Here is a 15748-nt window from a genome sequence, read left to right as displayed (position 1 = left end):
CCGGGACCGGTGACTCCCCCGGGTCCGCACTCCGAGAACGCCGGCCACCCCCGGGAAGTGCCCCTATCGGGTCAGATGGGCACGATGTCCGGTGCTCCGAGGCGGGCCGCGTCCGCCGTCAGGTCGTCGGGCTGGCGCTGGGATTCGCGCTCGGCCTCGACCCTTTTCTCGTAGTGCTCGACCTCCTTGTCGATCTGCCGGGCGTCCCAGCCGAGCACCGGGGCCATGAGTTCGGCGCACTCGCGGGCGCTGCGGGTGCCCCGGTCGAAGGTCTCGATGGAGATGCGGGTGCGCCGGGTGAGGACGTCGTCGAGGTGGCGGGCGCCCTCGTGCGAGGCGGCGTAGACGATCTCGGCCTTCAGATAGTCCTCGGCGGCGGGGAGCGGGGCGCCGAGGGCCGGGTCGGCGGCGATCAGGTCGAGGATCTCCTCCGTCAGGGAGCCGTAGCGGCCCAGCAGATGCTCGACCCGGGCCACATGGAGGCCGGCCCGGGCGGCGGTGCCCGCCCGCGCGTTCCACAGCGCCCGGTAGCCCTCGGCGCCGAGCAGCGGGGTGTCCTCGGTGACGCAGGCGGCGACCCGCTTGTCGAGGGCGTGGACGGCCTCGTCGACGGCGTCCTGGGCCATCACCCGGTAGGTGGTGTACTTGCCGCCGGCCACCACGACCAGGCCGGGCACCGGGTGGGCGACGGTGTGTTCGCGGGAGAGCTTGCTGGTGGCGTCGGACTCGCCGGCGAGCAAGGGCCGCAGGCCCGCGTAGACGCCCTGGACGTCGTCGCGGGTGAGCGGGGTGGCGAGCACGCTGTTGACGTGTTCCAGGAGGTAGTCGATGTCGGCGCTGGAGGCGGCCGGGTGGGCCTTGTCGAGGTCCCAGTCGGTGTCGGTGGTGCCGATGATCCAGTGCCGGCCCCAGGGGATGACGAAGAGCACGGACTTCTCGGTGCGCAGGATGAGTCCGGTGGTGGAGTGGATGCGGTCCTTCGGCACGACGAGGTGGATGCCCTTGGAGGCGCGGACGTGGAACTGGCCGCGCTCGCCGATGAGGGCCTGGGTGTCGTCGGTCCACACCCCGGTGGCGTTGACGATCTGGCGGGCCCTGACCTCGTACTCCCCGCCGGCCTCGACGTCCTGGACGCGGGCGCCGACCACCCGCTCGCCCTCGCGCAGGAAGCCGACGACCCGGGCCCGGCTGGCCACCCGCGCCCCGTAGCTCGCGGCGGTGCGGACCAGGGTGGTGACGAAGCGGGCGTCGTCCATCTGGGCGTCGTAGTACTGCAGGGCGCCGACCAGGGCGTCCTTGCGCAGACAGGGGGCGACCCGCAGGGCGCCGCGGCGGCTGAGGTGCCGGTGCACCGGGAGGCCGCGGCCGTGTCCGGAGGAGACCGACATCGCGTCGTACAGCGCGACGCCCGAGCCCGCGTACAGCCGCTCCCAGCCCTTGTGCTGCAGCGGGTAGAGGAACGGGACGGGTTTCACGAGATGGGGTGCGAGCCGTTCGAGCAGCAGGCCGCGCTCCTTCAGGGCCTCGCGGACCAGTGCGAAGTCGAGCATCTCCAGATAGCGCAGGCCGCCGTGGATCAGCTTGCTCGACCGGCTGGACGTGCCGGAGGCCCAGTCGCGGGCCTCGACGAGGCCGGTGGCGAGGCCTCTGGTGGCGGCGTCCAGGGCGGTGCCGGCGCCGACCACTCCGGCGCCCACGACCAGGACGTCCAGTTCGCGCTCGGCCATCGCCGCGAGCGCCTCGGTGCGCTCGGCGGGTCCCAGTGTCGCTGTCCTCACGGTGGCTGCCTCCCGTCGTCCCCCGACTTGCCGGACCTGCCGGACTTCCCGACGTCCCGGCTTCCAGCACGCGAACCGGGTCGCTGTGGCCCGGCTCACACACTCGATTCTGTCCCGGCCCTCCGACTTCAGCCACCGCCCCCGCCCCACCCTGTGGATAACACTCGGCGACCTTCGACCGCACAATCCCGCAAATCGGTCATATTTACTCTTAGTCTGACATTGCGTTCGCCCCCTTCGGTCCACAGGGCTTGCGCACCGCGTCCCCTCCGGCTACCCGGCTTCTGGGAAGGACGGCCCATCCCCCATGCCCGCTGATCTCGCCGTCATCGGCCTCGGCCACCACGGACTCCCGCTCGCCCGGGCCGCCACCTCGGCCGGCATCGACACCGTCGGCTACGACACCGACCCGCGCGCCGTCGCCGAACTCGCCGCCGGACGCTCCCCCGTGGACGGCTCCCTCACCGCCGCAGAGATCCGCCGGATGCTGTCCGCCGGCTTCCGGCCCGCCACCGACCCCGCCGAACTCGGCCGGGTCCGCACCGCCGTCATCTGCGCCCCCACCCCGCCCGGCCCGGACGGCGCCCTCGACCTCGGCGCCGTCACCGACGCCGCCCGCGCGCTCGCCGCGCGCCTTCGCCCGCACACCACCGTGATCCTGGAGTCCCCGGTGCCGCCCGGCACCACGGAGGGCCCGCTGCGCGCGCTCCTGGAGACCGGCTCCGGGCTGCGCGCGGGCCGCGACTTCCACCTCGCGTACTCCCCCGGCCGCCTCGACCCCGGCAGCCGGGTGCACGGCGGCGCCCACGGCTTCGCCGTCACCCCCAAGGTGATCGGCGGGCTCACCCCCGCCTGCACCGAAGCCGCCGCCGCCTTCTACGGGCGCCTCACCGACAAGGTGGTGCGCGCCCGCGGGCCGCGCGAGGCGGAGACCGTCAAGCTCCTGGAGACCAACTTCCGGCACGTCAACATCGCCCTCGTCAACGAGATGGCGGTGCTCTGCCACGAACTCGGCGTCGACCTCTGGGACGTCATCCGCTGCGCCGAGACCAAGCCCTACGGCTTCCAGGCCTTCCGCCCCGGCCCCGGAGTCGGCGGCCACGGAGTCCCCGTCGACACCGTCGCCGGCCACCGCCCGCTACGGCTCGTCGAACTGGCCGGCCAGGTCAACGAGCGGATGCCGCAGTACGTCGTCCAGCGCTGCGCCACGCTCCTCAACGAGCACGGCAAGTCCGCGCGGGGCGCCCGGGTCCTGCTGCTCGGGGTCACGTACAAGCCCGATCTCGCCGACCGCCAGGCCTCGCCCGCCGACGAGATCGCCCGCCGGCTCATGGACCTCGGCGCGGCGGTCAGCTACCACGACCCGTACGTCCCCGACTGGCGCGTCCGCGACCTCCCGGTCCCGCGCGCCGACTCCCTCTACGAGGCCGCCGCCCACGCCGACCTGACGATCCTCCTCCAGCACCACCGCACCTACGACCTCCAGGGCCTCGCGGTGAAGGCCCAACTCCTCCTCGACACCCGGGGGGCGACCCCGGCGGGAGCGGCGCACCGGTTGTGACGAGGGGGCGCACACGCGCGCGCACCTCGCGGAACCGCGCCGGGCGAGGCCGGGTCCGGTACCGTACGAAGTAGGCGGAGCCCGCCGCAAAGGCCAACAAGTGCGGCAGGCTCCTGGATGGTGCACGGAGTGTCCGCCCCTAGTTGCTATAGGGGCGGCCGCTCACCATCCGAAAAGCCGCAAGATCCACCTCCTCCGGCACTTCACCGTCCACTGACGGATGCGGTCCCATCGGCTGGGCTTGCGGTGGCGTCCCATGGGCGCGCCCCCTTCCACGACACCGCCCAGATGGCCCGGTGGACGGTCCGATCGGCACTCGGGCCGGGCCCCGACGGCCGGGGTCCGGAACCTTGTCCTTGGAAGGGGGCGACCCCACACAACTGGGGCGCCGCGACCGGACATTACCGGCCGTGCACCCCTGTTACCCGCGGCATATGCCCCCTTCGCGACCGTGCGCCCTCACGCCGCACCGCGCGCCCCGCATCGACTAGCCCGCGCAGGTCCGCCGTACGTATGCGAGAGGGCCCCGCACCACCCGGTGCGGGGCCCTCTCGCGTACGTACGACAGCAGGTCAGCGCTTGTGCTCGGACTCCGCGACCGTGACCTCGACGCGCTGGAACTCCTTGAGCTCGCTGTAGCCCGTGGTGGCCATCGCGCGGCGCAGGGCGCCGAAGAAGTTCATCGAGCCGTCGGGGGTGTGGGACGGGCCCGCGAGGATCTCCTCGGTGGTGCCGACCATGCCGAGGTCGACCAGCTTGCCGCGCGGCACGTCCTCGTGGACGGCCTCCATGCCCCAGTGGTGGCCCTTGCCGGGCGCGTCCGTGGCGCGGGCCAGCGGGGAGCCCATCATGACCGCGTCGGCGCCGCAGGCGATCGCCTTCGGGAGGTCGCCGGACCAGCCCACGCCGCCGTCGGCGATGACGTGCACGTAACGGCCGCCGGACTCGTCCATGTAGTCGCGGCGGGCCGCGGCCACGTCCGCGACGGCGGTGGCCATCGGGACCTGGATGCCGAGCACGTTGCGCGTGGTGTGCGCGGCGCCGCCGCCGAAGCCGACCAGGACGCCCGCGGCGCCGGTGCGCATCAGGTGCAGGGCGGCGGTGTAGGTGGCGCAGCCGCCGACGATCACGGGGACGTCGAGCTCGTAGATGAACTGCTTGAGGTTGAGCGGCTCGGCGGCGCCGGAGACGTGCTCGGCGGAGACGGTGGTGCCGCGGATGACGAAGATGTCCACGCCGGCGTCGACCACGGCCTTGGAGAACTGCGCGGTGCGCTGCGGGGAGAGCGCGGCGGCGGTGACCACGCCCGAGTCGCGCACCTCCTTGATGCGCTGCCCGATCAGCTCCTCCTTGATCGGCGCGGCGTAGATCTCCTGCAGACGGCGGGTCGCGGTGGCCTCGTCGAGCTCGGCGATCTCGTCGAGCAGCGGCTGCGGGTCCTCGTAGCGGGTCCACAGGCCCTCGAGGTTCAGCACGCCGAGGCCGCCGAGCTCGCCGATGTGGATGGCGGTCTGCGGCGAGACGACCGAGTCCATGGGGGCGGCCAGGAAGGGGAGCTCGAAGCGGTAGGCGTCGATCTGCCAGGCGATCGAGACCTCCTTCGGGTCCCGGGTGCGCCGGCTCGGTACGACGGCGATGTCGTCGAACGCGTACGCCCTGCGGCCGCGCTTGCCGCGCCCGATCTCGATCTCAGTCACGTTGTGTGGCCTTTCCCTCTTGGTCTGCGCCTACCAGTATCCCCGAACCACGCCGAAGGGGCGGCTCCGGTCACATGCCGGAACCGCCCCCGTGGATCACGCCGTGTTACTTCGGGTGTTACTTGCGGCTGTAGTTCGGCGCCTCGACCGTCATCTGGATGTCGTGCGGGTGGCTCTCCTTGAGGCCCGCCGCGGTGATCCGGACGAAGCGACCCTTGGACTCCATCTCGGCGACGGTGGCCGCGCCCACATAGCCCATGGTCTGGCGCAGACCGCCGACGAGCTGGTGCAGCACGTTGGCCAGCGGGCCGCGGTAGGGCACCTGGCCCTCGATGCCCTCGGGCACGAGCTTGTCGTCGGAGGCGACGTCGGCCTGGAAGTAGCGGTCCTTCGAGTAGGACCGGCCCTGGCCGCGGGACTGCATGGCGCCGAGCGAGCCCATGCCGCGGTACGACTTGAACTGCTTGCCGTTGATGAAGAGCAGCTCGCCGGGCGACTCCTCGCAGCCCGCGAGCAGGCTGCCGAGCATCACGGTGTCGGCGCCGGCGGCCAGCGCCTTGCCGATGTCGCCGGAGTACTGCAGGCCGCCGTCGCCGATGAGCGGGATGCCCGCCGAACGGGCCGCGAGGGAGGCCTCGTAGATGGCGGTGATCTGCGGGACGCCGATGCCGGCGACCACGCGGGTGGTGCAGATGGAGCCCGGGCCGACGCCGACCTTGATGCCGTCGACACCGGCGTCGATCATCGCCTGCGCGCCGTCGCGGGTGGCGACGTTGCCGCCGATCACGTCGACGTTCACGCTGGACTTGATCTTCGCCATCCAGCTCAGCGCGTTGCTGTTGTGGCCGTGCGAGGTGTCCACGACCAGGAAGTCCACACCGGCGGCGGCGAGCGCCTGGGCGCGCTCGAGCGACTCCGGGCTGGCGCCGACGGCGGCGCCGACGAGCAGCCGGCCCTCGGCGTCCTTCGCCGCGTTCGGGTACTTCTCCGCCTTGACGAAGTCCTTGACCGTGATGAGGCCCTTGAGGACGCCTTTGTCGTCGACCAGCGGCAGCTTCTCGATCTTGTGGCGGCGCAGCAGCTCCATGGCGTCGACGCCGGAGATGCCGACCGTGCCGGTGACCAGCGGCATCGGGGTCATGACCTCGCGGACCTGGCGGGAGCGGTCGCTCTCGAAGGCCATGTCGCGGTTGGTGACGATGCCGAGCAGCTTGCCGGCCGGGTCGGTGACCGGGACGCCGCTGATGCGGAACTTGGCGCAGAGCGCGTCCGCCTCGGCGAGGGTGGCCTCCGGGTGCACGGTGATCGGGTCGGTGACCATGCCGGACTCGGAGCGCTTCACCAGGTCGACCTGGTTGACCTGGTCCTCGACGGACAGGTTGCGGTGCAGCACGCCGACGCCGCCGAGCCGGGCCATGGCGATGGCCATCCGGGACTCGGTCACCTTGTCCATCGCCGCGGAGAGCAGCGGGATGTTCACCCGGACATTGCGGGAGATGCGGGACGAGGTGTCGACCGCGTTGGGGAGCACCTCGGATGCACCCGGCAGCAACAGCACATCGTCGTAGGTCAGCCCGAGTGTCGCGAATTTCTCGGGCACTCCGTCGACGTTGGTCATGACACCTTCCCCAATGGCCTTGATCGGTGCGGATGTCCATGCTAACGGGCCCGGACCGTGTCTCATTCCACGATCAAGATCAGCGAGGATCTTTGGACATTCCTACGTGTACGTGAGGGACACCCGCGAACGGAGACCCTTACTGCCCGGCTAGCGCCCGCAGCCACGGTTCGGCGAGCGCCTGCGGCTACTGCTCGGCGAGCGCCCGCAGCCGGCTCAGCGCGCGGTGCTGGGCGACCCGGACCGCGCCCGGGGACATCCCGAGCATCTGCCCGGTCTCCTCGGCGGTCAGCCCCACGGCCACCCGCAGCACGAGGAGTTCGCGCTGGTTCTCCGGGAGGTTGGCGAGCAGCTTCTTGGCCCATTCGGCGTCGTCGCTGAGCAGCGCGCGCTCCTCGGGGCCGAGGGAGTCGTCGGGCCGCTCGGGCATCTCGTCGGAGGGCACGGCCGTCGATCCGGGGTGCCGCATGGCGGCCCGCTGGAGGTCGGCGACCTTGTGTCCTGCGATGGCGAAGACGAAGGCCTCGAAGGGCCTGCCGGTGTCCTTGTAGCGCGGCAGCGCCATGAGGACGGCGACGCAGACCTCCTGCGCGAGGTCCTCGACGAAGTGACGGGCATCACCGGGCAGCCGGTTCAGCCGGGTGCGGCAGTAGCGCAGGGCGAGCGGATGCACGCGCGCGAGGAGGTCGTGGGTGGCCTGCTCGTCGCCCTCGACCGCACGGTGCACCAGTGCACCGATCTCACCCTGCCCGGCAGGCACGGGTGATCCCGCGGTCTCGTCGTCGCGCATCGCTCCATGGTGCCCCGACGCCCGCTGGTTCGCGGCACCGCGTCCGTAGTTGTGCACCGAAGCGTTATGAGCAGGTGCGCCGGGACTCATCTCCTGCGCCCTCCCCTTCCGCTCGATCTCCGCCGGCTCGTTCGTCTCGTCCCCGAGGAACTCCACGTCTTCAAGGATGCGGCATTCCGCGGGGAAGTGACACAAGCCCACCCCGTCCGCCCCTCGACAGACGGGGATGCGGACGGGGACACGGCCGATGGCCGCAGGTCAGCGGACCAGGCCCCAGCGGAATCCGAGCGCGACGGCGTGCGCCCGGTCGGAGGCGCCCAGCTTCTTGAAGAGGCGCCGGGCGTGGGTCTTGACCGTGTCCTCGGAGAGGAAGAGCTCGCGCCCGATCTCCGCGTTGGACCGGCCGTGGCTCATGCCCTCCAGGACCTGGATCTCGCGCGCGGTGAGGGTGGGCGCGGCGCCCATCTCGGCCGAACGCAGCCGGCGCGGGGCGAGCCGCCAGGTCGGGTCGGCGAGGGCCTGGGTGACGGTGGCCCGCAGCTCGGCGCGCGAGGCGTCCTTGTGCAGATAGCCACGGGCACCGGCGGCGACGGCGAGCGCGACGCCGTCCAGGTCCTCGGCGACGGTCAGCATGATGATGCGGGCGCCGGGGTCCGCGGACAGCAGCCGGCGGACGGTCTCCACGCCGCCCAGGCCGGGCATGCGCACGTCCATCAGAATCAGGTCCGAGCGGTCCGCGCCCCAGCGGCGGAGGACTTCCTCGCCGTTGGCCGCGGTGGTCACGCGCTCGACGCCGGGCACGGTCGCGACCGCGCGGCGAAGCGCCTCTCGGGCAAGCGGGGAGTCGTCGCAGACGAGGACGGATGTCATGACTGACCTCCGCGGCTCTCGCAGCTGATGCGCGTCACCTTGAGCCTCCAGGGCTGGTACGTCGGGTCACCTGTGCGGTTGACGCCCTCGGACACCTGCCCGAGCGCTTGTTCCTTCAACCGCCTCCGCACTCTCAACGATGGTCACTCGAAAGAGTTACGGGTCGGACGGCCGCCTTCGGCACTCTACGTGAGGGACCGTACGCGGAGGAGAGCGTCGCAGGTCATCCGTCCTTCGCCCGAAGCTATGCCCCATTTAGCGGGTTTTCTTCCCTTTTTGCGGTGTCTGTGGCTAGATTCGCAATGAGTCATATTTACATCTACTCAGTCAGTAGTTGTACGGTCGGACTCGAACCCGCGAGAGCGGGAACCCGAGACCCAGCGGGGGGCGAAGGGCCCCCGTTCGATCAGCCATCCACCCGCCCACCTATCCGTTCGAAACGGTTTCAACGGTTTCAAGGGGACAAGCGCAATGGCAGATTTCTCCCGCCTTCCCGGACCCAACGCCGATCTGTGGGACTGGCAGCTCCTCGCGGCCTGCCGCGGGGTCGACAGCTCCCTGTTCTTCCACCCCGAGGGAGAGCGCGGCGCGGCACGGAGTGCGCGCGAGAACTCGGCGAAAGAGGTCTGCATGCGGTGCCCGGTGCGCGCGGAGTGCGCGGCACACGCGCTCGCCGTACGCGAGCCCTACGGCGTCTGGGGCGGCCTCACCGAGGACGAACGCGAGGAACTCATGGGCCGGGCGCGCAATCGCCTGGTCACCACGGCGGCCGCGTCGGCGACGGCGGCGGCAGCCCGGGCGTCCGCGGCCGGTCCCGCCGGCCTGACGACGCACGTCTGACGACACACGCCTGAAGGAACGTTTCTGCGCAGGACTTTCGAGTGACGTGATGTGACGTGACGTGCCCCGCACCGCACGCGGCCCGGGGGCGTGCGGCGCGGGGACGTGCGGCGTGGGTACGGCGTGCGGCCGTGCGGCGCAGGCGGCTCCCGGACCGGCCCTGAGCCCGGGGCCCGTCACCCGGACGGCCCGACCCGGCCGTCCCGTACGGCGGCGGCCCGGTGCGGGGTCGTGCCCCGCACGGCCCACCGGCCCTCACCCGGACGGCCGCCCGCCGCTCACTCCGACGGCCCGCACGGCCTCACCCGTACGGCCCGGGGGCGCACGCCCGTACGCCCGTTCACGCTCGGCCGGTGCAGCGGGGCGGCTCACCCGTACGGCCGAGGGCGGGACCACCCGTACGGACGCGACCGCGCGTCACTCGAACGGCGCACAGGCCTCAGGCTCCGGCGGGCTCCGGGGTGCGGCCGATGCGGGCCGCGGCGCGGGTGAGTTCGTCGAGCGTGGCGGCGACCGCCGGGACCTGTGCCAGGTCCGGAAGGGTGAGCGCCACGATCTCCCGCTCCACGGCGGGCTCCACGGTGACGGTGACGGCGCCCCTGGGCCGTACGGAGTCGATGGCGAGCTCCGGAAGCACCGCCACGCCCAGGCCCGCGCCGACCAGGCCCACCACGGCCGGGTAGTCGTCGGTGGCGAAGTCGATCCGCGGGGTGAAGCCGGCCGTCTCGCAGACGTCGACCAGTTGGCGGCGGCAGCGCGGGCAGCCCGCGATCCAGGGGTCCTCGGCGAGTTCGCCGATCGCGACCGAGCCGGTGCCGGCCAGCCGGTGCGCCTCGGGGACCAGGCCGACCAGCCGGTCGGCGAGCAGCGGGCGGACCACCAGGTCGTCCCAGGCGTCGGCGCCGTTGGCCGGCCCCGACCCGTACCGGAAGGCGAGCGCCACGTCGCAGTCGCCCTCGCGCAGCATCTCCACCGAGCGCGGCGGCTCCGCCTCCACCAGGGAGACCCGGGTGCCGGGGTGGGCGGCGCGCAGCGCGGCGAGGGCGGTGGGGACCAGGGCGGAGCTGCCGCTGGGGAAGGAGACCAGGCGCACCCGGCCGGCCCGCAGGCCCGCGATGGCGGCGACCTCCTCCTCGGCGGCGGTGAGCCCGGCGAGGATGCCGGAGGCGTGCCGCACCAGGGCCTCGCCCGCCTGGGTCAGCCGCATCTCGCGGCCGGTGCGCACGAGGAGCGGGGTGCCCGCGGAGGATTCGAGCGCTTTCATCTGCTGGCTCACCGCGGGCTGGGTGCAGCCGAGTTCGCGCGCGGCGGCGGAGAACGAGCCGGTGGCGGCGACGGCGCGCAGGACGCGGAGGTGGCGGGCCTCGATCATGTATCGAGCATAAGCGAATCTTGGACTCGACCGCGAATCCAAAGAAATCCCTTTGAGGTCTGGACCACTCGCTGGCTACGCTTCCCCCATGGAGCTGCTGAGCGTGAACGTGGGCCAGGCCAAGACCGTGGAGTACACCAACGCCCCTTCCGGGACGTCGGGGATCGACAAGCGTCCGGTGGAGGGACCCGTAAGGGTCGAGGCGCCGCTTCCCGGCGGGGCGAGCGGGGTCGAGGGCGACGACGTGTGCGACCTGCGCTTCCACGGCGGCCCCGACCGGGCCCTCTACGCCTTCGCCCGCGAGGACCTGGACGCCTGGGAGCGGGAGCTCGGCCGGACCTTCACGCCCGGACAGTTCGGCGAGAACCTCACCACCCGGGGCCTGGACGTCAACAACGCCCTGATCGGGGAGCGCTGGCGGATCGGCGACACCGTGGTCGTGGAGGTGACCGGCGGCCGCATCCCGTGCCGTACGTTCGCGGGCTTCGTCGAGGAGTCCGGCTGGGTGCGCCGCTTCAACGAGTCGGCGGCCGGGCCGGGGGCGCTGCTCCGGGTCGTGGTCCCGGGCGAGATCCGGGCCGGCGACCCGATGGAGATCGTGCACCGCCCGGCGCACGGCGTCACCGTCGCCCGGCTGCACCACGCGGCCGTCCGCGACCGCTCGCTGCTGCCGGAGACCCTGGTGGCGGCCGAGTGGATGGAGTCGGGGCTGCTCGGCCTCGCCCGTACGTACACGGAGAAGTACGCGGGCACCGAGAAGTAGGCAGGCGGCGGGACGTACGCGGGCGGCGACGCGGAGTGACCCCGGGTCCGCGCCCGCCGCGGACCCGACGATTTCCCGCACACGGCGTTCACCCGGCGCGAGTTAACGTGCCGCCTATGACGACTGCACTCATCACGGGGGCCACCGCCGGTATCGGCGCCGCCTTCGCACGGCGGCTCGCCGCGGACGGACATGACGTGGTGCTCGTGGCGCGCGACGTGAAGCGGCTGCGCGAGCAGGCGACCGAACTGCACGACCGGCACGGGATCGAGGCCGAGGTGCTCGCCGCGGACCTGTCCACGGAGAACGGGATCGCCGCGGTCGAGGCCCGGCTCTCGGACGCCAAGCGGCCGGTCGATCTCCTCGTGAACAACGCGGGGTTCGGCAACAAGGGCCGGTTCCTCGAAGTGTCCATGGCGGACGAGCTGACGATGCTGAAGGTGCACTGCGAGGCGGTGCTGCGGCTGACCTCCGCGGCGGCCGCCTCGATGCGCACCCGGGGCCGCGGCGGGGTCGTGAACGTCGCCTCCGTCGCCGCGTTCGTGCCGCGCGGCACCTACGGGGCGTCGAAGTCGTGGGTCGTGCAGTTCACCCAGGGCGCGGCGCGCGACCTCGCGGGCAGCGGGGTGCGGATGATGGCGCTGTGCCCCGGGTTCGTGCGGACGGAGTTCCACGAGCGGGCGGGGATGGGGACGGACAACATCCCGGGCTGGATGTGGCTGGACGCCGACAAGCTGGTGGCCGCGGCCCTGGCCGACCTGGCCCGGGGACGGACGCTGTCCATCCCCGATCCCCGGTACAAGGCGCTGATGGGTGTGGTGAAGCTGGCCCCGCGCGGGCTGCTCGGCGGGGTGTCGTCGAAGGCGGGCCGCAAGTACGGGCCGAAGTAGGGCGGCCCGAAGTGACCTCAGGAACCTTAGGGGCCTTAGGGGCCTTAGGGGCCTTACGGGTGGTCAGTTCACGCCCGGTCCCTCGTACGCCCCGATGTTGGGGGCCGCCGTCGCCGACACGGCGTTCCCGAACCAGTCCCTGCCGCCGTTGTCCTCGATCGGGACACCGGCGGACAGGGCCGGGGATCCGGCGCCGAGGCGCAGGTCGGGGCGGAGCAGCGGGTCGGCGGTGAGACCGCCGGGGTTCGGGCGGGTCATCGTGATGCCGTGGAAGAGGTTGTGGTCGAAGGTGAGCCCGGGGGTCGGGTTCTTGAAGGCGTAACCGCCCGGGGCGCCCTGGTTGACGAAGACGTTGTTCCTGAAGGCGAGTTCGTGGCGGGTAGTGGCGGGGCTGCCCGCGTCGTCCTGGACCAGATGGCCGGGGACGGCGGTCCGGCTGACGAAGGTGTTGTTGTAAATCTTCGTGTTGAGAATGGGACCCCAGCAGTTCTGGACGAGGCGCGCGCCGTCGTCGGTGCTGAGGTTGTAGCGGACGACGGTGTCGAGGGTCTGCGCCCCGCTGTAGGGGCAGATCAGCAGGAAGCCGCCCTTGTTGTCGTGGCTGAGGTTGTACTGGAAGACGGTGCCCTTGGAGGCGCCGTCGGCGTCGAAGGACATGCCGTCGCGGGTGTTGCCGCCGCCGGAGACCTCGTTGTACTCGACCACCGTGTCGTCGGTGTTGAAGGTCCAGATGCCGGCGTTGGCGGCCTTGGAGCGCAGCTGGAAGCCGTCGAGGCGGTTGTGGTCGACGCGGGCGCCGCGGGTGGTGTCGAGCTTGATGCCGTCGCCGGCGATCGAGGTCAGGGTGTTGTGGTGGACACGGACACCGAGGCTCGGGGTCCAGGCTCCGGGGTAGGCGTTCGGGTCCTGCTGGTTGCCGACCAGATCGCGCTTGGAGAACCGGGACTTGAAGTAGACGCCCTCGCGGTCGACGTCCCTGATGTCGTTGTGGTGGATGTCCAGGCCCTCGTACCAGCTGGGCACGTCGGTGCCCTCGACGGCGATGTGGATGGCGCTGGAGCCGGTCAGGGTCTTGAAGTCGCCGCCGCGCACGTCGTGGATGGCGAGGTGGTCGAGGGTGATGCCCCTGGCGGCGCCGAAGTCGGCGAGCCGGAGGCGGACGCCGTTGCGCTCGCTGCCGGGCGCGGCCGCGTTGGTGATCTCCAGGCGGGTGAGGCGGGTGTACGGGGTGTTGGCGAGGAGTACGGCGTCGTGGGCGCCGCCGCCGTCGATGACCGCGCGGCCGGGCGCGGTGCCGTAGTCGGCGATGGTGAAGGGGTACGCGGCGGAGCCGGCGCCCCGCGGATCGAGGGTGCCGGTGCAGGTGGTGCCGCGCTTGAACAGGAGCCTGTCGCCGGGCCCGTAGGGGTGGGCGTTGGCCTCGGCCAGGGTCGTCCAGGGGTGCTGGACGGAGCCGTCGCCGGGGCCGGCCGCCGTGCAGTCGACGTGGTGGCGGTCGCCGGGCGGGATGGCGGCGTGGGCGGTCGGGGCGGTCGGGGCGACGGCAAGCAGGGGGAGTGCCAGGGCGGTGAGGGCGGCGTACGTACGGCGTCGGGTCACTGATCCTCCGCGTCAGAGAAGTCGAGATCGAGATCTGCGGTGGTGCCGTTCTGCCAGGTCACCGTGAGTGTGCGCGGGCCGGTGACCCGGACGTCTGCGAGGTCGGCCACGGGGGCCGGTTCGGGTTCTCCCGTAAGGGAGGCGAGGGCCACGAAGAGGGACTCGGGGCCGCTCGTGGTGCCGGTGAGGGCGGGGGTACGGGTCGGGCCGGGGCCCTGGAGGGTGGCGCCGGTGGGGAGTTCGGCGACCTCGGGGCCGTACCCGTGGACGGGGTGGAGCTGGGAGACGGGCGCTTCGGGATCGTCGGCGTGGGTCGTCCAGCCGGTCTGCCGTACGGGGGTCCCCCCCGGGGCGCCGAGGACGAGGTGGGCGCGGAGCTCGGCGCGGCCGTGGGCGAGGGTGGCGGACAGGACCCGGACGCCGGGCAGCGGGGTGTGCCGGGAGGCGGCCCGGTCGGGGCCGGCGCCCAGCGGGACGGCGGGGCCGCGGGTGGTGGCGGTGCCGTCGGGGCGGAGCAGCGCGAAGTGGTTGTCGGCCGGGTCGGGGCCGGTGGTGGGCCCCGTACGGGTGGCGTACGCGAAGCGGGCGTAGCCGGGCTCGTCGTCGGTGCCCCACGCGGTGCTGCCGACGTGGTTGCTGCCGTGGTTGTGGAGACGGACCAGGCCGTCGGCGGCGGTGGTCTGGACGAGCAGGCCGGTGGGGCCGAGGGGCCGTACGGTGTCGGCGCGTTCGGCGGGCAGCGGTTCCTCGGTGGCGGTCCACAGGGGGTGGTCGGCGGGGGCGAGGAGTCCGAGGAAGCCCTTGGACGCCCAGTAGGGGGAGCCAGGGCCCGAATAGCCCTGGACGGCCGGCCCGTAGGGGCCGTACCAGCCGAGGGTGAGCAGTCCGCGCTCGTCGGTGGCGCCCCGGTCGAGGAAGTGCCGCAGGGCGCCGGAGGCGAGCCGGCGGGTGGCGCCGGGGCCCAGCGGGGTGTGGCCGGTGAGGGCGCCGAGCCAGGGGGCCGCGGCGGCGGCGAAGCGGTAGATCAGGGAGCGCCCGTACGGGACGGGGGCGCCGTTGCCGTCGAAGAGGTGCACGTGGTCGTCGAGCTGGGCGCGCAGCCGGGGGCCGTAGCGGTCGAGGAGCGCGCGGTCGCCGGCGAGGTGGGCGTGCAGCACCGGGTAGAAGTGCAGGGCCCAGGGGTTGTAGTGGTCGAAGGCGCGGTTGTCGCCGTCGCTGTACCAGCCGTCGCCGAGCCACCACTGCTCGATCCGGTCGAGGGAGCGGTCGATGGTGGCGGCGGCGCGGTCGGTCTCGATGCCGGCGTCCTGGAGGAAGCCGGCGACGGTGAGGCCGAAGAGCCACCAGTTGTTGTCGACCGGGGAGGGGTCGAGGGCGGGCAGCAGCCAGTCGGCGATCCGCTCGCGGACGGGTTCGTCGAGCCGGTCCCAGAGCCGCGCGCGGGTGAGGCGCAGGGCGAGGGCGACGGAGGCGGACTCGACGATCGCCTGCCGGGTGTCGGTCATCAGGGGCCAGGACTCGGGGTCGTCGCCGCCGGGTTTCTCGGTGCCGGCGGCGAGGCCTTCGGCGTAGCGGTCGAGGTGGGCGGGGTCGCCGAGGAGGGCGGCGAGGAGGAAGGTGCGGGCGTAGCCCTCCAGACCGTCGGAGCGCGGTCCCGACCAGCTGGGGCGGGGCCCGGGCAGGTCGATGAGTGCGCCGCGGGGCGAGGCGTGGGGGCGGACGGCGCGCAACAGCCGGTCGGCGGTGTGCTCCCAGTGGGCCCGGGTCCACCCCGTACGGGGACTGAGCTCACGGTTCTCGGGCGGCGTGGGCATGATGCTCCCTGGAACTCGCTGGGACGTCGGCGTCGCCCGGAATCCTGAGGACGCTTCGATCGAACGTCAAGAGGGGACGGAGCGAATGATCGAAATTCCTTCCGTTCGATCATTTCGCTTCGGCCTGGTCTAAGGTCGGGTGACCACCACCACCGC

12 protein-coding genes are annotated in these 15748 nt (G+C 72.5%); 4 read left to right on the top strand and 8 right to left on the bottom strand.

All coding sequences use genetic code 11. The features are described from left to right. Positions 1–71: 71 nt before the first annotated feature. Positions 72–1778: a glycerol-3-phosphate dehydrogenase/oxidase gene (locus tag KV205_RS28430; protein ID WP_265867535.1), complete on the bottom strand. Its 1707-nt coding sequence runs from the start codon at positions 1776–1778 to the stop codon at positions 72–74. A 307-nt stretch (positions 1779–2085) separates the two neighbouring features. Between KV205_RS28430 and KV205_RS28425 the strand changes: the two genes are divergently transcribed. Then, entirely contained in the window at positions 2086–3339 is a 1254-nt protein-coding gene (locus KV205_RS28425; RefSeq protein ID WP_265867534.1) for a nucleotide sugar dehydrogenase, read from the top strand. A 572-nt stretch (positions 3340–3911) separates the two neighbouring features. On the opposite strand, the gene KV205_RS28420 is transcribed toward KV205_RS28425, so the two are convergent. The 4 genes from KV205_RS28420 to KV205_RS28405 form a co-directional block, all read right to left on the bottom strand. Continuing rightward, complete coding sequence (locus KV205_RS28420) at positions 3912–5036, bottom strand: GuaB3 family IMP dehydrogenase-related protein (RefSeq protein WP_265867533.1); 1125 nt, start codon at positions 5034–5036, stop codon at positions 3912–3914. Between the two features lie 118 nt (positions 5037–5154). Continuing rightward, complete coding sequence (gene guaB, locus KV205_RS28415; RefSeq protein WP_265867531.1) at positions 5155–6654, bottom strand: IMP dehydrogenase; 1500 nt, start codon at positions 6652–6654, stop codon at positions 5155–5157. A gap of 187 nt (positions 6655–6841) precedes the next feature. Further along, positions 6842–7444: a sigma-70 family RNA polymerase sigma factor gene (locus KV205_RS28410; protein WP_265867530.1), complete on the bottom strand. Its 603-nt coding sequence runs from the start codon at positions 7442–7444 to the stop codon at positions 6842–6844. A 258-nt stretch (positions 7445–7702) separates the two neighbouring features. After that, positions 7703–8314 carry a response regulator transcription factor gene (locus KV205_RS28405; protein ID WP_003948568.1) on the bottom strand — a complete coding sequence of 204 codons (612 nt, stop codon included), beginning with the start codon at positions 8312–8314 and terminating at the stop codon, positions 7703–7705. Positions 8315–8785: 471 nt separating this feature from the next. On the opposite strand from KV205_RS28405, the gene KV205_RS28400 reads away from it, so the two are divergent. Next, complete coding sequence (locus KV205_RS28400; protein WP_265867529.1) at positions 8786–9154, top strand: WhiB family transcriptional regulator; 369 nt, start codon at positions 8786–8788, stop codon at positions 9152–9154. A gap of 439 nt (positions 9155–9593) precedes the next feature. Here KV205_RS28400 and KV205_RS28395 read toward each other — a convergent pair whose 3' ends face one another. Beyond that, complete coding sequence (locus tag KV205_RS28395) at positions 9594–10526, bottom strand: LysR family transcriptional regulator (protein ID WP_265867528.1); 933 nt, start codon at positions 10524–10526, stop codon at positions 9594–9596. 88 nt (positions 10527–10614) lie between these two features. Here KV205_RS28395 and KV205_RS28390 point away from each other — a divergent pair, with 88 nt between their 5' ends. After that, positions 10615–11289, top strand: coding sequence for an MOSC domain-containing protein (locus KV205_RS28390; RefSeq protein WP_265867527.1), 675 nt, complete (start codon positions 10615–10617; stop codon positions 11287–11289). A gap of 116 nt (positions 11290–11405) precedes the next feature. After that, positions 11406–12179, top strand: coding sequence for an SDR family oxidoreductase (locus KV205_RS28385; RefSeq protein ID WP_265867526.1), 774 nt, complete (start codon positions 11406–11408; stop codon positions 12177–12179). A 63-nt stretch (positions 12180–12242) separates the two neighbouring features. Here the strand turns inward: KV205_RS28385 and KV205_RS36450 are convergent, their stop codons facing one another. Both KV205_RS36450 and KV205_RS28375 read right to left on the bottom strand, forming a co-directional pair. Continuing rightward, on the bottom strand, positions 12243–13778 hold the full coding sequence (locus tag KV205_RS36450; protein ID WP_265867525.1) for a right-handed parallel beta-helix repeat-containing protein: 1536 nt from the start codon (positions 13776–13778) through the stop codon (positions 12243–12245). Beyond that, the gene (locus KV205_RS28375) at positions 13775–15592 is read right to left on the bottom strand and encodes a DUF2264 domain-containing protein (RefSeq protein ID WP_265867524.1); all 1818 of its coding nucleotides are present in this window, start codon (positions 15590–15592) and stop codon (positions 13775–13777) included. The genes KV205_RS36450 and KV205_RS28375 overlap by 4 nt, the downstream gene beginning before the upstream one ends. Positions 15593–15748 lie beyond the last annotated feature (156 nt).

It is taken from the genome of Streptomyces sp. SKN60, from assembly GCF_026236535.1.
Lineage (GTDB): Bacteria > Actinomycetota > Actinomycetes > Streptomycetales > Streptomycetaceae > Streptomyces.
Note: the sequence above shows the minus strand (reverse complement) of the source record. Positions and strands in the feature narration are given on the sequence as shown.

Excerpts from the sequence above, each read along its gene's own strand:
- KV205_RS28390 (WP_265867527.1), top strand. The coding sequence starts at position 10,615 with ATGGAGCTGCTGAGCGTGAACGTGGGCCAGGCCAAGACCGTGGAGTAC.
- KV205_RS28425 (WP_265867534.1), top strand. The coding sequence starts at position 2,086 with ATGCCCGCTGATCTCGCCGTCATCGGCCTCGGCCACCACGGACTCCCG.
- KV205_RS28400 (WP_265867529.1), top strand. The coding sequence starts at position 8,786 with ATGGCAGATTTCTCCCGCCTTCCCGGACCCAACGCCGATCTGTGGGAC.
- KV205_RS28385 (WP_265867526.1), top strand. The coding sequence starts at position 11,406 with ATGACGACTGCACTCATCACGGGGGCCACCGCCGGTATCGGCGCCGCC.
- KV205_RS28375 (WP_265867524.1), bottom strand. The coding sequence starts at position 15,592 with ATGCCCACGCCGCCCGAGAACCGTGAGCTCAGTCCCCGTACGGGGTGG.
- KV205_RS28410 (WP_265867530.1), bottom strand. The coding sequence starts at position 7,444 with ATGCGCGACGACGAGACCGCGGGATCACCCGTGCCTGCCGGGCAGGGT.
- guaB (WP_265867531.1), bottom strand. The coding sequence starts at position 6,654 with ATGACCAACGTCGACGGAGTGCCCGAGAAATTCGCGACACTCGGGCTG.
- KV205_RS28395 (WP_265867528.1), bottom strand. The coding sequence starts at position 10,526 with ATGATCGAGGCCCGCCACCTCCGCGTCCTGCGCGCCGTCGCCGCCACC.
- KV205_RS28405 (WP_003948568.1), bottom strand. The coding sequence starts at position 8,314 with ATGACATCCGTCCTCGTCTGCGACGACTCCCCGCTTGCCCGAGAGGCG.